This window comes from Dechloromonas agitata is5 (genome assembly GCF_000519045.1).
Taxonomy (GTDB): Bacteria; Pseudomonadota; Gammaproteobacteria; order Burkholderiales; family Rhodocyclaceae; genus Azonexus; species Azonexus agitatus.
This window is the reverse complement of record NZ_KI912532.1, coordinates 1,966,849-1,984,506: the sequence shown is the minus strand read 5'-3', so window position 1 is coordinate 1,984,506 and position 17,658 is coordinate 1,966,849. Positions and strand designations below refer to the sequence as shown.

The 17,658-nt window shown below is 65.6% G+C and carries 16 protein-coding genes and 2 pseudogenes; 9 read left to right on the top strand and 9 right to left on the bottom strand.

Annotation, left to right across the window (positions count from 1 at the left end):
* Window positions 1–214: 214 nt before the first annotated feature.
* From K420_RS0109730 to K420_RS0109715, 4 genes are all read right to left on the bottom strand, one after another.
* Window positions 215–589: a hypothetical protein gene (locus K420_RS0109730; RefSeq protein ID WP_035854679.1), complete on the bottom strand. Its 375-nt coding sequence runs from the start codon at window positions 587–589 to the stop codon at window positions 215–217.
* Window positions 590–776: 187 nt separating this feature from the next.
* Complete coding sequence (locus tag K420_RS0109725) at window positions 777–1,241, bottom strand: c-type cytochrome (RefSeq protein WP_027457888.1); 465 nt, start codon at window positions 1,239–1,241, stop codon at window positions 777–779.
* 7 nt (window positions 1,242–1,248) lie between these two features.
* Window positions 1,249–1,827, bottom strand: a complete 579-nt coding sequence (locus K420_RS0109720; protein WP_035854678.1) for a pentapeptide repeat-containing protein — start codon at window positions 1,825–1,827, stop codon at window positions 1,249–1,251.
* A gap of 133 nt (window positions 1,828–1,960) precedes the next feature.
* Entirely contained in the window at window positions 1,961–3,832 is a 1,872-nt protein-coding gene (locus K420_RS0109715) for a methanol/ethanol family PQQ-dependent dehydrogenase (protein WP_027457886.1), read from the bottom strand.
* Window positions 3,833–4,015: 183 nt separating this feature from the next.
* Between K420_RS0109715 and K420_RS18620 the strand changes: the two genes are divergently transcribed.
* Genes K420_RS18620 through K420_RS0109700 form a run of 3 tightly spaced genes read left to right on the top strand, consistent with a single transcriptional unit; the run spans window position 4,016 to window position 6,845 of the window.
* Complete coding sequence (locus tag K420_RS18620) at window positions 4,016–5,308, top strand: sensor histidine kinase (protein ID WP_051453053.1); 1,293 nt, start codon at window positions 4,016–4,018, stop codon at window positions 5,306–5,308.
* Entirely contained in the window at window positions 5,305–5,952 is a 648-nt protein-coding gene (locus K420_RS0109705) for a response regulator (protein WP_027457885.1), read from the top strand. The genes K420_RS18620 and K420_RS0109705 overlap by 4 nt, the downstream gene beginning before the upstream one ends.
* Window positions 5,953–5,993: 41 nt before the next feature.
* The gene (locus K420_RS0109700) at window positions 5,994–6,845 is read left to right on the top strand and encodes a cache domain-containing protein (RefSeq protein ID WP_027457884.1); all 852 of its coding nucleotides are present in this window, start codon (window positions 5,994–5,996) and stop codon (window positions 6,843–6,845) included.
* On the opposite strand, the gene K420_RS20710 is transcribed toward K420_RS0109700, so the two are convergent.
* Window positions 6,833–8,824 carry a hybrid sensor histidine kinase/response regulator gene (locus tag K420_RS20710; RefSeq protein ID WP_198293828.1) on the bottom strand — a complete coding sequence of 664 codons (1,992 nt, stop codon included), beginning with the start codon at window positions 8,822–8,824 and terminating at the stop codon, window positions 6,833–6,835. The two genes, K420_RS0109700 and K420_RS20710, sit on opposite strands and share 13 nt — an antisense overlap.
* A 272-nt stretch (window positions 8,825–9,096) precedes the next feature.
* Window positions 9,097–9,234, bottom strand: coding sequence for a hypothetical protein (locus tag K420_RS20705; RefSeq protein WP_198293827.1), 138 nt, complete (start codon window positions 9,232–9,234; stop codon window positions 9,097–9,099).
* Between K420_RS20705 and K420_RS20880 the strand changes: the two are divergent.
* The 6 genes and pseudogenes from K420_RS20880 to K420_RS0109675 form a co-directional block, all read left to right on the top strand.
* Window positions 9,233–10,228, top strand: a pseudogene (locus tag K420_RS20880) (PAS domain-containing protein); the annotation flags it as partial. The gene K420_RS20705 and the pseudogene K420_RS20880 sit on opposite strands and share 2 nt — an antisense overlap.
* A gap of 82 nt (window positions 10,229–10,310) precedes the next feature.
* Window positions 10,311–10,424: pseudogene (locus K420_RS21165) on the top strand (histidine kinase dimerization/phospho-acceptor domain-containing protein); the annotation flags it as partial.
* A 39-nt stretch (window positions 10,425–10,463) separates the two neighbouring features.
* Window positions 10,464–11,837 carry a response regulator gene (locus tag K420_RS18610; RefSeq protein WP_408605881.1) on the top strand — a complete coding sequence of 458 codons (1,374 nt, stop codon included), beginning with the start codon at window positions 10,464–10,466 and terminating at the stop codon, window positions 11,835–11,837.
* A 233-nt stretch (window positions 11,838–12,070) separates the two neighbouring features.
* Complete coding sequence (exaC, locus tag K420_RS0109685; protein ID WP_027457883.1) at window positions 12,071–13,591, top strand: acetaldehyde dehydrogenase ExaC; 1,521 nt, start codon at window positions 12,071–12,073, stop codon at window positions 13,589–13,591.
* 129 nt (window positions 13,592–13,720) lie between these two features.
* On the top strand, window positions 13,721–14,092 hold the full coding sequence (locus tag K420_RS0109680; protein ID WP_027457882.1) for a DUF779 domain-containing protein: 372 nt from the start codon (window positions 13,721–13,723) through the stop codon (window positions 14,090–14,092).
* 14 nt (window positions 14,093–14,106) lie between these two features.
* Window positions 14,107–14,439: a c-type cytochrome gene (locus K420_RS0109675; RefSeq protein ID WP_051453050.1), complete on the top strand. Its 333-nt coding sequence runs from the start codon at window positions 14,107–14,109 to the stop codon at window positions 14,437–14,439.
* Between the two features lie 19 nt (window positions 14,440–14,458).
* Here K420_RS0109675 and K420_RS0109670 read toward each other — a convergent pair whose 3' ends face one another.
* The 3 genes from K420_RS0109670 to K420_RS0109660 all read right to left on the bottom strand — a co-directional run bounded on the left by K420_RS0109670 (window position 14,459) and on the right by K420_RS0109660 (window position 17,649).
* On the bottom strand, window positions 14,459–15,919 hold the full coding sequence (locus K420_RS0109670) for a sensor histidine kinase (RefSeq protein ID WP_027457880.1): 1,461 nt from the start codon (window positions 15,917–15,919) through the stop codon (window positions 14,459–14,461).
* Between the two features lie 261 nt (window positions 15,920–16,180).
* Window positions 16,181–16,714, bottom strand: a complete 534-nt coding sequence (locus tag K420_RS0109665) for a cytochrome b (RefSeq protein WP_051453049.1) — start codon at window positions 16,712–16,714, stop codon at window positions 16,181–16,183.
* Complete coding sequence (locus K420_RS0109660; protein ID WP_027457878.1) at window positions 16,711–17,649, bottom strand: beta-propeller fold lactonase family protein; 939 nt, start codon at window positions 17,647–17,649, stop codon at window positions 16,711–16,713. The genes K420_RS0109665 and K420_RS0109660 overlap by 4 nt, the downstream gene beginning before the upstream one ends.
* Window positions 17,650–17,658 lie beyond the last annotated feature (9 nt).

Below are 17,658 nucleotides of genomic sequence, written 5' to 3'. Positions count from 1 at the left end.
GATTGCCGCCCGGCTTTCTACGAAACGCCGGATCATTCAGGCCAATGCCTGATCCAGCACCCCTTCCAGGGCGGCAACACGCTGGTGGCGGTCGATTCAGAGGGTCACTCCAAACCCAGTGACGCCCACCCGGAAACGGGCACCCCGCTGAGCGGCAACAGCACAACCGGCCTCGGCGTGAAGGCCGGCTGGGCATTCTAACCAGGCAGCCCGATCAGCGATTGCGGCCGGGGCCCATGCCACCACCGGGACCCATGCCACCCCCCGGCCCCATTCCGCCCATGCCCGGACCCATTCCGCCTCCCGGACCCATGCGACGTCCCATGCCACCGCCCTGGGGCGGTGGCGCATCCGGCAGGGTCACCCCGCGCTCCTTGGCACGCAACTGCATCTGCTCGTGATGTTGCAGACGAATCTGCTCGCGTTCTTCGACCGTCTTGGCATTACGCAACTGGTTGCGATGCTCGATGCGCTCCTGGTTGGTCATCAACTGGCTACCGTAGATCGGAGCCTCATCGGCCACTGCGCCAGCACCGAAACCGCCCATTGCGAGGGCCAGGAACAGGATTCTGAGATTCCTCTTGGTCATGATTTCTCTCCACAGCAACGATCGATCAAATTCCGGCAACAACTTCCGGAAGGCCAGACTCACTATCAGTCTAGACGCTATTCCGGTTTGCTCCAGTCGACGGTGGCCCGGCGTGGTTTACCTCCTGATCAGGGAGAGCGTGCTGGCATTGGACGCCACTCGGCAAAGCATGCGCGGCGGCCCTCCCCTACTTTGCGGCTGCCCGATCTTCAATGAACAACTGGATGGCCCAGGCCAGTTCCTGCTTCAATACGCCATCCCAGGCCGGCATGTGGGTGACGCCGACGATGATCTTGCCGTGACGCACCGTCTTGGCGAAATAGGCATCGTTATCGCGCTGGCACCAGGCCTTGAGATCAGGATCGGCCATCCGGCGGCAGGAACGGTTGAGGTTGCGCAGATCGGGCGCCGGTGCGGCATGGGTGCTCGCATCGGCCCCATGGCAACGGGCGCAGGCCTGGTTGTAGGCATCGCGACCGAGGGCGATGGCTTCTGTCGCCGCGGCCTGCTGCCGGTAGGGATTGGCGACAAGCCAGGTGGTACCGAGCACCGGCAGGCGGCCGGCGTCGACTGGCGGGGCGCTGGCGGGTTCGCTGGCCGCGAGCGGCAGCACGGTCAACGCGAAGGACAGGGCAAGGAGAATGCGGCGCATCATCGTCTCACCAATCGGTCGGGCAACCGGTACAGCCCTCGAAATCCGCATCCTGGAAGACAGCGAAGCGGCGGTAGGTACCGGTCAGGTCGGCATGGCGCAGATTGACGGTGAACATCTTGGTTTCCTGCAGGTTGGCGTTGGTCAGCCGGGCGCCGGTAAACCAGGCGAAATTGACCTTGGCCGCCTCAAGGTTGGCGCCAGTCAGGTCGGCTTGCGTGAAATCGGTGCGGAACAGGCGGGCAAACTCGAGATCGGCGCCAACCAGCCTGGCGCCACGAAAGGTTGCCGTCGGCGCGGTCACCTTGACGAGTCTGGCCGCCGTCAGGTCAGCCCCGTCGAAATTGGCACCGGCCAGATTGGCGCCGGTGAAATTGACGCGGGCCAGGTTGGCGCCGGAAAAATCGGCGCCGGCCAGGTTCTTCCCCGCCAGGTTGGCGTGGCGCAGGTCGACGCCACGGCATTGGGCATGCGGCCAAATGCCGCACCCATTGATGACCGGCGGATCGCCCTCCTGGGCCAAGACGCCAGGCGGATGGCCGAGCAGCGCGACAAGCAGGGGGTAGAGGTAGCGTGTTCTGGGCATAGTCAGGCTCCTGACGGATCAGGCAAGTTCTCCGGAAAGAGGGACAGGACCGGCGTCCATGCAGCGCCGGCCCTGCCAGGGAAGCCGCCACGGGCGGGGAAAGTCGTACCGCGGCGGTGGGAGAACCCCAGTCTCAGCGACGGGCCAGCTTGGGCAGCTTGAACACCCACATCGAGCCGCCTTGCGTGACCTGCTTGGTCAGGTCGGCCATGTCGCCGCCCCACAGCGGCACCGCACCGCCGTAGCCGGACTGGATACCGACGTACTGCTCGCCATCCATTTCCCAGGTGATCGGCACGGACACCACGCCGGAGCCGGTCTGGAACTTCCACAGCTCCTTGCCGTTCCTGGCGTCGAAGGCCTTGACGTAGCCGTCCGACGTGCCGGTGAAGACGAGGCCGCCGGCGGTAGTCAGGGTGCCGGCCCAGAGCGGGAATTTCTCCTTGTGCTCCCAGACGATCTTGCCGGTCTTCGGGTCCATGGCGCGCAGGGTGCCGACGTGATCGTCGAACAGGCGCTTGATGCGGAAGCCCTGGCCCAGGTAGGCGGAACCGGCCTTGTAGGTCAGTTTTTCCGTCCAGTAGTCCATCGCCCAGTGGTTGGCCGGGATGTAGAACAGCTCGGTCTGCGGGCTGTAGCTCATCGGCATCCAGTTGGTGCCGCCCAGGAAAGGCGGCGAGACGAAGATCGATTCGCCCTTGTCGGCCCCCTCCTTCGGCTTCGGCGGGTGCTGGCCTTCGACAATGTTCGGCTTGCCGGTCTGCAGGTTCCAGCTCTTTGCCCAGGTAATGCCCTCGACGAACGGCCAGGCGCCGATCAGCGAAGTCGGCTTGTTCGGATAGCCGGCGCCGTCGGTCAGTTTTTCGCGGTCGGTCACGAAGAAGTAGCCGTTGCGGTCGGCGTGGGCCGAGGCCTTGACCAGCTTGCCGGTCTTCGGATCCTTGTACTCGAACAGCACGACCGAGTTGTTGCCGGAGAAGTCCCAGGCGTCGTTCGGGGTGTGCTGGAAGAAGCCTTTCAACTCGCCAGTGTTGGCATCGACATAGGCCTGGCCGGAGGTGAACAGGCTGTCCCAGTTACGCGGATCGTCGCCTTCCTTCGTGCGGTGCCAGGTGTTCCACGGTGCCGGGTTGCCGGAGCCGATGACCACCATGTTCTTGTCGACGTCGTAGCTTGCCGTCTGCCATGGGGCGCCGCCACCGTGATTCCAGGCTTCGACCTTCTTGCCGTCCGGGCCTTCCGGCCAGCTCGGCGCCTTCGGGTCGCCTGTCGTCGTGCTGTCCTTGCCGTTCAGGCGGCCCATGTGGCCTTCGACCATCGGGCGGGCCCAGACTTCCTCGCCGGTTTCCGGATCACGGGCAAACAGCCAGCCGACGACGCCGAACTCGTCACCCGACGAGCCATGCACCAGCAGCACCTTGCCGCTCTTCTGGTCTTTCACGACGAAGGGCGCACCGGTCATCGTGTAGCCGACCTTGTGGTCGCCGAACTTCTTGCGCCAGACCACCTTGCCGGTGTCCTTGTTGAGGGCGACGATGGCCGCATCGAGCGTGCCGAAATAGACCTTGTCGCCATAGATCGCAGCGCCCCGGTTAATCACGTCGCAGCACGGGCGGATATCGTCCGGCAGGCGGGCTTCATATTCCCACAGGCGCTTGCCGGTGCGGGCATCGACCGCGTAGATGCGGGAATAGGAAGCGGTGACATAGATCACCCCGTCGTGCACCAGGGCTTGCGCTTCCTGGCCGCGCTGTTTTTCGCCGCCGAAGGAAAAGCTCCAGGCCGGTACCAGGTGCTCGACGTTCTTGGTGTTGATCTTGGCCAGCGGGCTATGGCGTTGCGCTTTCAGGCCAAGCCCGTAGGACAGCACGTCCTGTGTCGTCTTGTCGTCGTTGAGGATGTCTTCCCAGCTTACCGGCTTGCTGGCCATGGCCGGTGCCGTGCAGATGGCGGCGACAAGCGCGGCCAGCAAGGTGCGGCGGGGAGTGATGTGCATTGTTTTCATGTTCTTCCGTGTCTCCAGGTTATGCGTTGCGTCGTGAGCCGGCCCTTATCCGACTGGCCGGCCCAGTGTAGGAAGGCGCCCGCTCGGCTGTCTCGGGAGAACCTCCCCGGCTTTCCGGGAAATCTTCCCGGACTGGGTACGAAACCTGCTCAACCACGACCAGAGACAAGAAGGAGGGAAAACATGGATCTGCGCCGCCGCCTGATGGGCCGGCTTGGCCTGCTGCTCGGCGGCTTGCTCGCCGTCGCCATGCTGGTGCAGCTCTCGTCGCTACGCCAGGACATCGAGGCCGAGGTCGCCGCGTCGGAGCGGCTGGTCGCCACCCTGCTCGCGGCCACCACAGCCAGTCCAACGGCGCTGGCCGAGGCGCTGGCGGGTGCCGAGCTGCGCCACCTGAGCATCCGCCCGGCCGACCAGCCGCCGCCTGCCACGACCAGCCGTGGCTGGACCCGGTGGCTCGGTCTGCAGCCGGCGCGCTCAGCCGAACAACAGATCCGCATCGGCGAGCACCAGTTGATCATCGCCCCGCGGCCGGATTCCGAAATCGACGAGCGGCTGGGGGACACTGTTCGACTATTGATCACCCTGCTGCTCTATTCTGGAACAACCCTGCTCGTCGCCTGGCTGGTTGCCGACCGTGCGCTGCGCCCGGTGCGCGACCTGGAAGCCGGCCTGCACCGCCTGGCGCAGGGCGAACCCGACCCCGCCCTGCCCGCCTTCACCCTGCGCGAATTCGCCCGCGTCGCCGGCGCCATCAACCAGCTGGCGACAGCCCTGCAGGCCGCGCAAGGCGCCCAGCGCGAACTCGCCCGGCAACTGATCAGCGTCCAGGAAGACGAACGCCGAGCCCTCGCCCGCGAACTGCACGACGACATGGGGCAGAGCCTGACCGCCCTGAACGTCACCGCAGCCCATCTCGAACGCCATGCCGGGCAACTCGACGCCGCCGCCGTGGCCGACTGCGCTGCCGACTTGCGACGCGACATCCGCAGTTGCGGCGAGCAATTGCGCCACATGCTGAAGACCCTGCGACCGCATGGACTGGATGCCGCCGGCCTGGCCGAAAGCCTGCGCGAACTGGTCGATGGCTGGCGCAGCCGGGAAACCGGCATTGAATTTGCAGTGGAGTTACCCGGCGCACCGCCGCCGGTTGATGAGGCCGGTGCGCTGGCCCTCTACCGGGTCGTGCAGGAAGCCCTGACCAACGTTGTCCGCCACAGCGGCGCCCGGCATTGTCGGGTCAGCCTGGCCGAGGCCGGCCTGTGGGTCGAGGCGCGCATCGTTGATGACGGCCAGGGCCTGCCCGCCGGACCGGTTCGTCGCGGCGGCCTGCTCGGCATGGCGGAGCGGCTGGATATGGCCGGCGGCTGGCTGCGGCTGGCAGCCACCGGCGAAAGGGATGGCAGGGGCCTGTGCGTTACCGCCCGGGTACCGGCCAGGGCAACAACAGCTGAGCAACGAGGAGCAAAGCAATGATCCGCATCGTGTTGATCGACGACCATGCCGTGGTTCGTACCGGCTACCGCCGGCTGCTCTCGGCCGAGGGGGATTTCGACGTGGTGGGCGAAGCTGCCAGTGCCGACGAAGCCAATGCCCTGGTCCTGCGCAGCCAGCCCGATGTCGCACTGGTCGACCTCAGCCTCAAGGGCAGCAGCGGCCTGGAAGCGATCCGCGGCATGCTCGCCCGTCATCCCCGCCTGCGTGTCCTGGTGCTTTCCATGCACGAAGGTGCCGGTCATGTGCGCCAAGCCCTGAAAAGCGGCGCCCATGGCTACCTGACCAAATATTGCGAACCCGATGACGTGATCGATGCCCTGCGCCGCATCGCCGCCGGCCGCCGCGCCTTCTCGCCGGATGTCGCCGACGTGCTGGCCGACGAGGCGCGGGACGGCGAAGCGCCGCTGCAGCACCTGACGCCGCGCGAATTCGAGGTCCTGCGCATGCTGGCCCACGGCGACACGGCGGCCGACATCGCCGGTGCCATGCACCTGAGCACCAAGACCATCCTCAATTACCTGTCGCTGATCCGGCAAAAGCTCGATGCCGACAGCGATTTCAAACTGCTTCACCTTGCCGCCCGGCATGGCCTGGTCGACATGCGCGACCCGGTCAGCGCCTGACCAAGCCGCTTCTTTCACACAAACCAAACGGAGACATCTTCATGCAACGCCGCATTCCCCACGGGCTCGCCGCCCTCAGCCTCGTCGTCGCCAGCTCGCTGGCAGCCGCTGCCGACCATGCCACGCCGCGCGAAGCCCGCGCCCTGTTCGACCAGGCGGTCAGCTACCTGAAGGCCAACGGCCCGGATAAGTCGTGGAAGGCCTTCAACAACCGCACCGGCCCCTTCGTGAAGAAGGATCTCTACGTTTACGTGATTGACAACAAGGGCACCTACATCGCCAACGGCGCCGCACCGATCGACCTGGTCGGCCTCAATGTGCTCGACACCGTCGATGCTTCCGGCAACCCGTTGTTCCGCAACATGATCGCTGTCACCGACAAGCAGCAGGAAGCGAAGATCCGCTACGTCTGGCTCAACCGCAAGAGCAACCATGTCGAGCCCAAGGTGGCCTGGCTGCACCGTGAAGGCGACTACATCCTCGGCGTCGGCTACTACGCCCCCCGCTCGACGGCCGACGACGCCCGCAATCTGCTCAACGCAGCCAGCGCCGAAGTCAAGAAACTCGGTATCGCCAAGGCGGCGGCCAGTTTCAATGACACGCGGGGCAGCTTCGTGCGCGACGATCTCTACGTCTTTGCCGTCAACCTGCAAAGCGGCAAGTTCGAAGCCCACGGCATGAACCCGAAGTGGGTTGGCGCCGATGCCACCGACCTGCACGACGTCGAGGGCAAGCCGCTGATCAAGGAAATGCTCGAGCTGGCCAAGACCAAGGGCGAGGGCACTGTCGATTACGTCTGGCGCAACCCGGTGACCAATGCCGTGGAAAAGAAACGCACCTTCATCCGCCGCGAGAACGGCAGCCTGATCGGCGTTGGCTTCTACGCCGAGTAAGCAGGGTTACTGGTACCGGCCAGGATGCGCAGCAGGGTGGTGTAGAGCAGTTGCGGCTCGACCGGCTTGGCGAGGAAATCGTTCATGCCGGCCTCGATGCACCGCTGACGGTCTTCGGCGAAGGCGTTGGCGGTCATCGCGACAATCGGCACCCGGCCGCCGCCCGGCAGCGCACGAATGGCGCGGGTGGCGGCCAGACCGTCCATGACCGGCATCTGCATGTCCATCAGGATCAGGTCGTAGGCCTGGCGGGCTGCCGCGTCGACCGCCTGGCGACCGTCGCCAGCGATGTCGGGGACCAGCCCGACATCTTCGAGCAGCGACAGGGCAATCTCCTGGTTGATCGGGTCATCCTCGGCCAGCAGCAGGCGCTTGCCGCGCCCGACCTCGGCCAGGCGGCGGATCACCGTCTCAAGGTCGACTGCCGGCTGGCAAGCCGGCCCGGCATGATCGATGGCAAAACGCCCCTCGAACCAGAACAGGCTGCCCTGCCCCACCCGGCTTTCCGCCCCGGCCTCGCCGCCCATCAGGCGGGCGATCTTGCGGGTGATCGCCAGGCCGAGGCCGGTGCCGCCGTGGCGGCGGGTCGGTGAATTGTCGACCTGCTCGAATTCCGAGAAGAGCGTCGGCAAATCCTCCGCCGCAATACCAATGCCGGTATCTTCGACCTCGAAGCGCAGCCGGACGTCGTCCGTCGCCTGTTCGAGCAGGCGGACGCGCAGCGTCACGCTGCCCGTGTCGGTGAACTTGAGGGCGTTGCCGACGTAGTTGAGCAAGGCCTGTTGCAGGCGCAGGCTGTCGCCGAGCAGGCAATCCGGAATGCGCGGGTCGATGTCGGCGCGCAGGGCCAGGCCCTTTTCCGCCGCCCGCTCCTGCTGCATCGACAGCAGATTGCCGACGATCTGGCGCACCGACAGGGCGGCCTGGGTCAGCGTGAACTTGCCGGCTTCGATCTTCGACAAATCGAGTACGCCGTTGATCAGGTCGAGCAGGTGCCGGCCGGCCGTGTCGATCTTGTTCAACAGGGCCAGCTGGGCTGCCGGCAGGCCGCTGCGCCGCAACTGGTGGAGCCCGCCGTTGATGGCGTTGAGCGGCGTGCGGATCTCGTGGCTCATGTTGGCCAGGAAGGTGCTCTTGGCGCGGCTGGCGGCTTCGGCGGCGCGCATCGATTCCGACAGCTCGGCCGTCCGCTCGGCAATCTGCTTTTCCAAGTCGTCGCGATGGCACACCAGCGCGGCATGCGCCTGGTCGCGTTCGCGGGCCCAGTTGGCGCCCAGCCAGTTGCCCCAGAAAATGCCGCCCAGGCCGATCAGCCAGATCACCACATGCGTCAGGCCGAGATTCAACTTGGCCGTCGTCACCTGCTCCAGGTAGGGCGCCAGGGGCAGGTTGAGGCCGGTGGCACCGCGCATGTCGCCTGTCTTGTAGCCCAGGATGGCGTGGCACTTGTCGCAGCCCGGCTCCATGAACATGGCCCGCAGGTAGCGCAGGTGGGGCTTGCCGTCGATCTGGTTCACTGCCCACACCTCGCGCGCCTCGCCGCGCGTGAAGCGTTCGAGCTGTTCGCGCTCCCAGTCGTCCGGCGCGTTGCCGGGGTTGAGGAAACGCAGGCCGGTGATGCGGCCGCGCACGCCGTATTCCGCGGCGTAGAGGTCCATCATCTGGCGCAGCATGGAGGCCGGGTTGAGCAGGGTCAGCTGGCGGCCATCGGTCGTCTCGACATCGCGCCCCGGCACATGGGCGAGGTAGGGCACCGATTTCTGGGTGTCGGTGATCGGCACATAAACGCCGCCATGCAGCGTGCCCCAGCGCCGGAAGGAAATATCCTTGTTCAGGTTGGCCTGCGCTTCGGTATAGGCCAGCTTCATGATCTGCGCCTCGGTATTGCTGAGGTTCCAGAAGATGGAAAAGCCGATCAGGGCAGTCCACACGCCCAGGGCGACGATGAGGAGGCGGTGCCGTAATTGGTGCCGGGCCATGAAGATCGCTTCAGGAAATGTGCCGAAAACGACAGGCGTTATGAAATGAACATGGCGAATATCGCACAGATTGCCCGGAACGGTCACGCCTTTTGCCCGAACGGCCAGACATCGACCAGCCCGGCCGGGAAGCAAGCCCGCAATACACCAAAAATCACAAAAACCTTTAAATTGCATTAGCGGTATAATCATCGTCCGGTCCGACTTTTCCGGCTTCCAATGCCCACCCCAACCCATTTCCTGCATCCCCACATGGATGTGGTTTACCTGATCTACGGCGCTGCCTTCATGGCGCTCGGGCTGATGATCAGCGTGCGCCAGAACACCCGCAGCGAACTGGCCCTGTCGCCGCTGCTCTGGCTGCTCGCCGGCTTCGGCTTCGTCCATGGCACGCAGGAATGGCTGGACATGTGGCGCCAGCTGCATGGCCCGCAGCCGGTGGTGGATGTGTTGCGCCCCGCCACCCAGATCGCCTCCTACCTGCTGCTGTTCGACTTCGGCCGCCGCCTGCTGCGCCACTGCCTGCCGGCCGGCAGCCTCGGCCATCGCCTGCTCGGGCCTGCCCTCTACGCCCCGCTGCTCGGCGGTGGCGGACTGCTCGCCTGGCAATCGGCCGAACCGCTGGCCTTGGCTTCGATCCTGTCGCGCTACCTGCTCAGCCTGCCGGCTTCGCTGCTGGCCGGCTATGCCCTGCTGCGCTACACCCGCGAGCAGCTGATTCCCGCCTTCGGCCCGGCCCACCGGGCCCGCCTGAGCCGGCTTGGCCGGCTGGCCGGCAGCGCCTTCTTCGCCTATGGCTTCTTCGGTGGCCTGGTCGTCCCGGCTGCCGACTGGGCACCCGCCTCGCTCTTCAACCAGAACATCTTCCTCGACCGGGTCGGCCTGCCGGTGCAACTGTTCCGCGCCCTGTGCGCGATCGCCATCACCATCACGCTCGGCCGCCTGCTCGGCATCTTCCAACTGGAGACCATCCAGCGCATCCGCACCGCCTGGTCGGCCACGGAAGATGCGCTGCGCACCCTGCGCGAAGTCTCGAAGAACCATGCGCGCATCCTCGATGCGGTCGGCGATGGCGTTGTCGGCATCGATGCCGACGGCCGCGTGGCCTACCTGAACCCGGCGGCCGAGGCGGCATTCGGTTACCCGCGGCAGACCATGATCGGCCAGTCGCTGCACGCACTGACCCATCACAGCCGGGCCGATGGCAGCCCCTACCCGGCCGGGGAATGCCCGATCGACCAGGCCCTGCTCGGCCGGCGCGACCACCGGACGGGTTGCGACACCTTCTGGCGGCACGACGGCAGCAGCTTTCTGGCCGACTACCAGACCACGCCGCAGGTCGAGGACGGCCGCGTCGTCGGCGGCGTGCTGACCTTCCGGGACGTTACCGAACAGCGGCGTATCGAGGCGGAACTGCGCCAGCACCGGGAACACCTCGAAGACCTTGTCTGCAGCCGCACGCGCGAAGAGCGAGTTCGTCGCCAACATGAGCCACGAAATCCGCACGCCGATGAACGCCATCCTCGGCATGACCCACCTGCTCCAGCGCAGCATCACCGAGCCGCAGCACACCGAGCGCCTGCGGAAGATCGGCGATGCCGCCAACCATCTGCTCGCCATCATCAACGACATTCTCGACATGTCGAAGATCGAGGCCGGCAAGCTACACCTCGAAGCCACGGATTTCGAGATCGAACGCATCATCGACAACGTCGTCAGCCTGATCCGCGACAAGGCGGAAAGCAAACAGATCGAACTGGTCACCGACATCCATGCCATGCCGGTCATGCTGCACGGCGACGGACTGCGCATCGGGCAGATCCTGCTCAATTTCGCCGGCAATGCCGTCAAGTTCACCGAGCGCGGCTGCATCAGCCTGCACGCCCGGCAGATCGCCGCCGATGAAGGTGGCATCGTCGCCCGCTTCGAAGTGCGCGACACCGGCATCGGCCTCACGCCGGATCAGCAGGCACGCCTGTTCACCGCCTTCGAACAGGCCGACACCTCGACCACCCGCAAGTACGGCGGTACCGGCCTCGGCCTGGCGATCAGCCGCCGCTTGGTGGAGATGATGGGCGGCCGCATCGGCGTCGATAGTCAGCCGGGTCATGGCAGCACGTTCTGGTTCGAGGTGCCGCTCGCCAACAGCCGGACGCGCAAGCCGCCGCGCCAGGGGCAGGTGGATACCCATGGCCTGCGCGCCCTGGTCGCCGACGACCTGCCGGAAGCCCGCGAGGCGCTGACCGACATGCTCGGCATGTTCGGCCTGCAGGTCACCGCCGTCGCCAATGGCGAGCAGGCGCTGCAACGCATCGACAGTGCCGATATTGCCGGCCAGCCCTACGACCTGGCCCTGATCGACTGGCAGATGCCGGGAATCGACGGGCTGCAGGTCGGCCACCGTCTGGCCGCCACCCATCTCAACCACCCACCCGTCCGCCTGCTCGTCACCGCCCACCAGGAACCGCTCTCGGCCGACGATCTGGCGAGCTCCGGCTATTTCGCGGTGCTGCCCAAGCCGGTCGGCCCTTCCCGACTGTTCGACCTGCTGCAGGGGGCCCTGACCGAGCACGTCCAGGCCACCGGAGCGGAAACCCGGCTTTCCCTCGGCGAAGCGGAGGAACGCCTGCGTCAGCGCGGGCCGACCCGTGTCCTGCTCGCCGAGGACAACCCGATCAACCGGGAAATTGCGGTCGACCTGCTCGACAGCGTCGGCCTCCAGGTCGATGTCGCCGACGATGGTGCAACGGCCGTCGCGCAGGTCCGCGCCCACTGCTACGACGCCATCCTGATGGACATGCAGATGCCGGTCCTCGATGGGCTGGCGGCAACCCGCCTGATCCGCTCGCTGCCCAACGGCCGGGCCACGCCCATCCTGGCGATGACCGCCAATGCCTTCGAGGAAGACCGCCAGGCCTGCTTCGAGGCCGGCATGAACGACCATATTGCCAAGCCGGTCGATCCCGAACACCTCTACGCTACCTTGCTGAAGTGGCTGCCCGCGGTTCGCTGAACAGTCTGTTCCAGAATTGAGCAACTGCTCCACGGCGTATCACGGCGGGGCCACACCCCCGCCGTGCAGCAAACAACAACCCGCTGATTCTTAACGCTTTAAAGCCGATTTTCATGCTCCCTGGCCAGCTGGCACGGGGCATGCACTCCTGTAGGCACGAGTCACGGCGGAGCAATCCGCGCCGCCGGCCTTGAACTTCACCCGCAACGTCATTCAGAAGACAGGAGACAACCATGATTTACGCCGCTCCCGGCACCGCCGGCGCCAAGATCGCTTACAAGGCTCGGTACGAAAACTTCATCAACGGCAAGTGGACGGCCCCGGTCAAGGGCCAGTACTTCGACGTCGTCACCCCGATCAATGGCAAGGTCTACACCCAGGCCGCCCGCTCCACTGCCGAGGACATCGAACTGGCCCTCGACGCCGCCCATGCCGCCTTCCCGGCCTGGGGCAAGACCGACGCGACCACCCGTTCCAACATCCTGCTCAAGATCGCCGACCGCCTCGAACAGAATCTCGAACTGCTGGCCTATGCCGAAACCGTCGACAACGGCAAGCCGATCCGCGAAACCCTGAACGCCGACATCCCGCTCGCCGTCGACCATTTCCGCTACTTCGCCGGCTGCCTGCGCTCGCAGGAAGGTGGCATCTCGGAAATCGACGAGAACACCATGGCCTACCACATCCACGAGCCGCTGGGCGTCGTCGGCCAGATCATCCCCTGGAACTTCCCGATCCTGATGGCCGCCTGGAAGCTGGCCCCGGCGCTGGGCGCTGGTAACTGCGTGGTGCTCAAGCCGGCCGAGTCGACCCCGATCTCCATCCTGATCCTGGTCGACCTGATCGCCGACCTGCTGCCGCCGGGCGTCCTGAACATCGTCAACGGCCTCGGCCGCGAAGCCGGCATGCCGCTGGCCACCAGCAAGCGCATCGCCAAGATCGCCTTCACCGGCTCCACCGCCACCGGCCGCGTCATCGCCCAGGCCGCTGCCAACAACCTGATCCCGGCCACGCTGGAACTGGGCGGCAAGTCGCCGAACATCTTCTTCGCCGACATCATGGACAAGGATGACGCCTTCCTCGACAAGGCCATCGAAGGCATGGTGCTGTTCGCCTTCAACCAGGGCGAAGTCTGTACCTGCCCATCGCGCGCCCTGATCCAGGAATCGATCTACGACAAGTTCATCGAGCGCGTCCTGAAGCGCGTCGCCGCCATCAAGCAGGGTTCGCCGCTCGATACCGACACCATGATGGGGGCCCAGGCTTCCGACGTGCAGATGGCCAAGATCCAGTCCTACCTGGAACTGGGCAAGCAGGAAGGCGCCGAGTGCCTGATCGGCGGCGCCCCGGCCAGCCTGGGCGGTGATCTGGAAGGCGGTTACTACATCCAGCCGACCCTGTTCAAGGGCCACAACAAGATGCGCATCTTCCAGGAAGAAATCTTCGGGCCGGTGCTCGCCGTGACCACCTTCAAGGACGAAGCCGAAGCCCTGGCGATCGCCAACGACACCCCGTACGGCCTTGGCGCCGGCGTGTGGAGCCGCAACGGCAACGTCGCCTATCGCATGGGCCGCGCCATCCAGGCCGGCCGTGTCTGGACCAACTGCTACCACGCCTACCCGGCGCACGCTGCCTTCGGCGGCTACAAGGAATCCGGTATCGGCCGCGAGACCCACAAGGTCATGCTCGACCATTACCAGCAGACGAAGAACCTGCTCGTTTCCTACTCGGAAAACAAGCTCGGCTTCTTCTAAGCATCATCTTCTGCGCCGGCCTCACGGCTGGCGCGTCAGAGGCATCTCCTCCACTAGCCCAGTTTGCGGGCAACTCTTCGGGGGCGGGCGACCGCCCCCTCTTTTTGGCCTTCGCATCGGGAGAACAGCATGGTTGAACGTGTCATCGCCACCCCGGCCGCAGCCGACCTGATCGATTTCCTGAAAGCCCAGTACGGGACGAACCTGCTTTTCCTGCAATCCGGCGGTTGTTGCGACAACAGCTCCCCAAACTGCTACCTGCAGGGCGAAGTGACCATCGGCCCCTACGAAATCCACCTCGGCGACATTGGCGGCGTGCCTTTCTACATGACCGCCGCGCAATACGAATACTGGAAGCACACGCAACTGATCATCGACGTGATGGATGGGCGCGGCGACACCTTCTCGCTCGAAGGCGGCACCGGCAAGGCCTTCCTGACCCGCTCCCGGCTGTTTACCGATGCCGAATGGGCCGCGCTGCAGACTGCCGGCCTCGTTTAGATCCAGGAACCCCAATGAACCAGAAATTGCAAAACTCCCTCCTCCTCGGCCTGGCCGCCGCCACGGTCATGCTCGCCACGCCGCCGGCGCTGGCCTCCGAAGCCATCGTCAAGAAGGCACGCTGCGTCGCCTGCCATGCCACCGACCAGAAACGTGTCGGCCCTTCCTATAAGGAAGTCGCCGCCAAATACAAGGGCGACGCCAAGGCACCGGCCATGCTGTTTGACAAGGTTCGCCACGGCGGCGCCGGCAACTGGGGCCAGGTGCCGATGATCCCGCACCCGGCCGACAAGATCGGCGATGATGACCTGAAAGCAGCAATCGCCTGGATTCTGGCGCTGGAATGACCCCCTCCGGCGCGGCCGTTCAGGCGGTCGCGCCAGAATCCTTGAGCAGGCGCACCGACAGCCAGAAGGTGCTGCCAACGCCCGGTTCGCTGGAGACACCGATCCGGCCGCCCATCAGTTCAGCCAGTTGCCGGCAGATCGCGAGCCCCAGTCCGATGCCGCTGTAGGAGCGGGCATACGAGCCATCGACCTGCTCGAAATCATTGAAGACGCTCTCCAGCTTGTCGGGCGGGATGCCGATGCCGGTATCGGACACTTCGAAGCGGCAAAGCAAGGCTTCGCCGGGCAGCTCGCTGACCTGGCAACCCACCCGGACCGTGCCCTGCTCGGTGAATTTCAGCGCATTGCCGGTCAGTTCGATCAGAATCTGGCCGATACGCTGCGCATCACCGAACACCGGCACACCGTTCCAGGCTGACAGGTCGGCAATCTCCAGCGCCACTCCCTTCTGCTCGGCCGGCACCGCGATCTGGGCCGCCACGCGTTGCATCACCGAATCCAGCGTGAAGGCGTTGCATTCCATGCTCAAGCGGCCGGCCTCCAGCTTGCTGAATTCGAGCACGCTGTTGATCACGTGCAGCAAGCGGCTCTGCGTGTCGCCGATGCGGTCGAGGAAATCGCGGCTTTGCGCATCGCCGACCCGCCGCTTGAGCAGTTCGGTCAGGCCCATCATGCCGCTGAGCGGCGTCAGCAACTCGTGGCTCATCGTGGACAGGAAGGTGTTCTTGGCCCGGTTCGCCGCCTCCGCCGCCTCCTTGGCCACCGACAACGCCCGCGTCCGCTCCTCGACCAGTTCCTCCAGATGCAGGTGGTGCTTTTCCAGCTCCGCCTCCATCGCCTTGCGTTCCGCAATCTCCTCGGCCAGGTTGAGATTGTCCTGAAAGATGCGCAGACGCAGCCGGGTGGCGTAATAGCCGAGCAGCAGGCAGCGCAGGAGGACCATGGCGAAACTGGCCCAGATGACGACGGCCTCGAAGGTGCTCGGCGAGGCCACGCCGACCCGGTTGCCGCGGAAGGCGACGAGTACCGCGCCGGTCGCCAGGATGGCCAGCGCCCACATGATCAACGCGTTGCGGATGCCCAGGCGCAGGCTGGCAAAGGCGAAAACGATGAAGATGATCGACAGGAAATACGTCGTGATGGCCGGCACCCAGGCCACGAAAACCAGTTGCACGGCCACCGCGTAAGCAACCTGCCATTCGACCAGTTGCCGGCTGGCCAGGCGTTCGGAAAAATCGCCGCGCCAGAGCAGCGAGAACAGCACGACATGGCCCAGGCCGGCCGCGAAATAGGCCGCCGGCACGCTAGTCTGGACCGTCCCGGCCAGGGCGAAGAGGCCAAGCAGCAGGGCGTCGATCAGATAGCTGCCGCCCACCGCCGCCAGCATGCTCCGGCGCTGGCGGCGCCGCTGCGCGCACGCTGCTTCGTCGCCCGGAGCGCTGTCCGGCGCATCCGACCACACATCCAGGTTCGAGATCATGTCGGAAAAGGAACTCCCCTGAGTACACCCGGCCAAACAGCCCCACACGTCGCCCCCGCTCGCGCCATTGCGAACGAATCGGCTGTCCGGGCGATGGGAAGTATAACTTTCTTCGTAGTCGATCAGGCCGGCAACGTATCACGACCGGTCAGCACGAAAGCCACCCGCAGGTGGCTTTCGTCCGTGATCGACGCCCTGACGGGCAGGTCTTCCGCTATAACTTTCGGCGTAACACATCTGCTCCATGATGGAGCAGTCTGTTCATTTATTGAACAACCGGCCGGGCAACATCCGGCCGAGCGTGCCGTCACGCTGCACGAGATGCTTCAAGGCGCCGGCAACATGCAGGGCGATCAGGCCGGCGCCGCCCCAGACGAATGCCACGTGAAACAGCTTGAAAGTACCGTTCAGCCCTTCGTCCGGCCAACCCAGCTTGGGAATGCCGAACCCAAAGAATTTGAGCGGATACGGCGTGAAGGAGGAGGCAAAATAGCCGGCCAACGGCGCCAAGACCAGGAAAACATACAGCAGGTGATGCACCGCCGTCGCCAGCCGCGCCTGCCAGCCAGCGGCCAGCTGCGCCGGCGGCGGGTGCCCGGCCCGCCAGGCGAGCCGCACGACCACCGCGAGCAGCATGAGCAGGCCCAGCGATTTATGCAGGCCATAGGCAGCGCTGCGCTCGGCCCCCTTGGGCAGATCGACCATGGTCCAGCCCAGCCAGAGCAGCCAGATCACGATCACCGCCTGCGCCCAGTGCAGCAGGATGGCCGGCAGCGTGTAGCGTGACGCGTTCATGGGATGGCCACTCCCCAGGGCAATTCGCCGACCACGATATCGCCGGTCTTGCGCAGGCTGGCCGTATCGATCACCGAAACCGTGCCGGAACGGCCGTTGGCGACGTACAACTTGCGACCGTCCGGCGTGATGGCCATGTTCCACGGCCGCTTGCCGACTTCGATAGTGGCGATGACCCGGTTGCTGGCTACGTCGATCGCCATCACCGACGGATCGCGCCCATTCGAGACGAAGACCCGTCGGCCATCCGGCTGCACGGCGATACCGTTCGGGAACTGGCCGGCGACGATCTCGGCGACCACCTGATGCCTGGCCACGTCGATGGCGTACACCTTGCCCGCCACCTCGCTCGCCACATAGGCCCGGCTGCCGTCGGGCAGGAAGCCGATGCCGCGCGGCCGCTTGCCGACCGGCAGGCTGGCCACCTGGCGGCGGGCGGCCACCTCGATGACATCCACCTGCTCCGCCTCTTCGGCGCTGACCAGCAGCCAGCGGCCATCCGGGCTGAACACGGCATGCTCGGGATTCTTGCCATCCACCTTGATGCGCGCCACCACCTGCCCCTCGGGCGCCGTCAGCAGCACGACACTGTTGTCGTCCTCGACCGCCACGGCGAGCCAACGGCCGTCCGGAGACAGGCTCACCCCCTCGGGCGAGGCACCCACCGCGATGCTACGCAGCAAGCGGCCACTCGCCGCCTCGACCACCAGCAACTGGCCGGTCTTGCCGTCGGTCAGATAGAGCAGGCCGCCACCGGCGGCAATGCCACGCGGCCGCTCACCGAGCGGCAAGTCACGCAGCCGCTGGTCGGTCGCGGTATCGATGACGCTGACGCTGGCCGATTTCTCGTTCGGCACATAAGCCAGCGGCCCGGCCAGGGCCGGCGCGGCGGCCAGTGTCAGCAGGGTGGCGCAGAGCAGGGAAATGGCATGCATGACGGACCT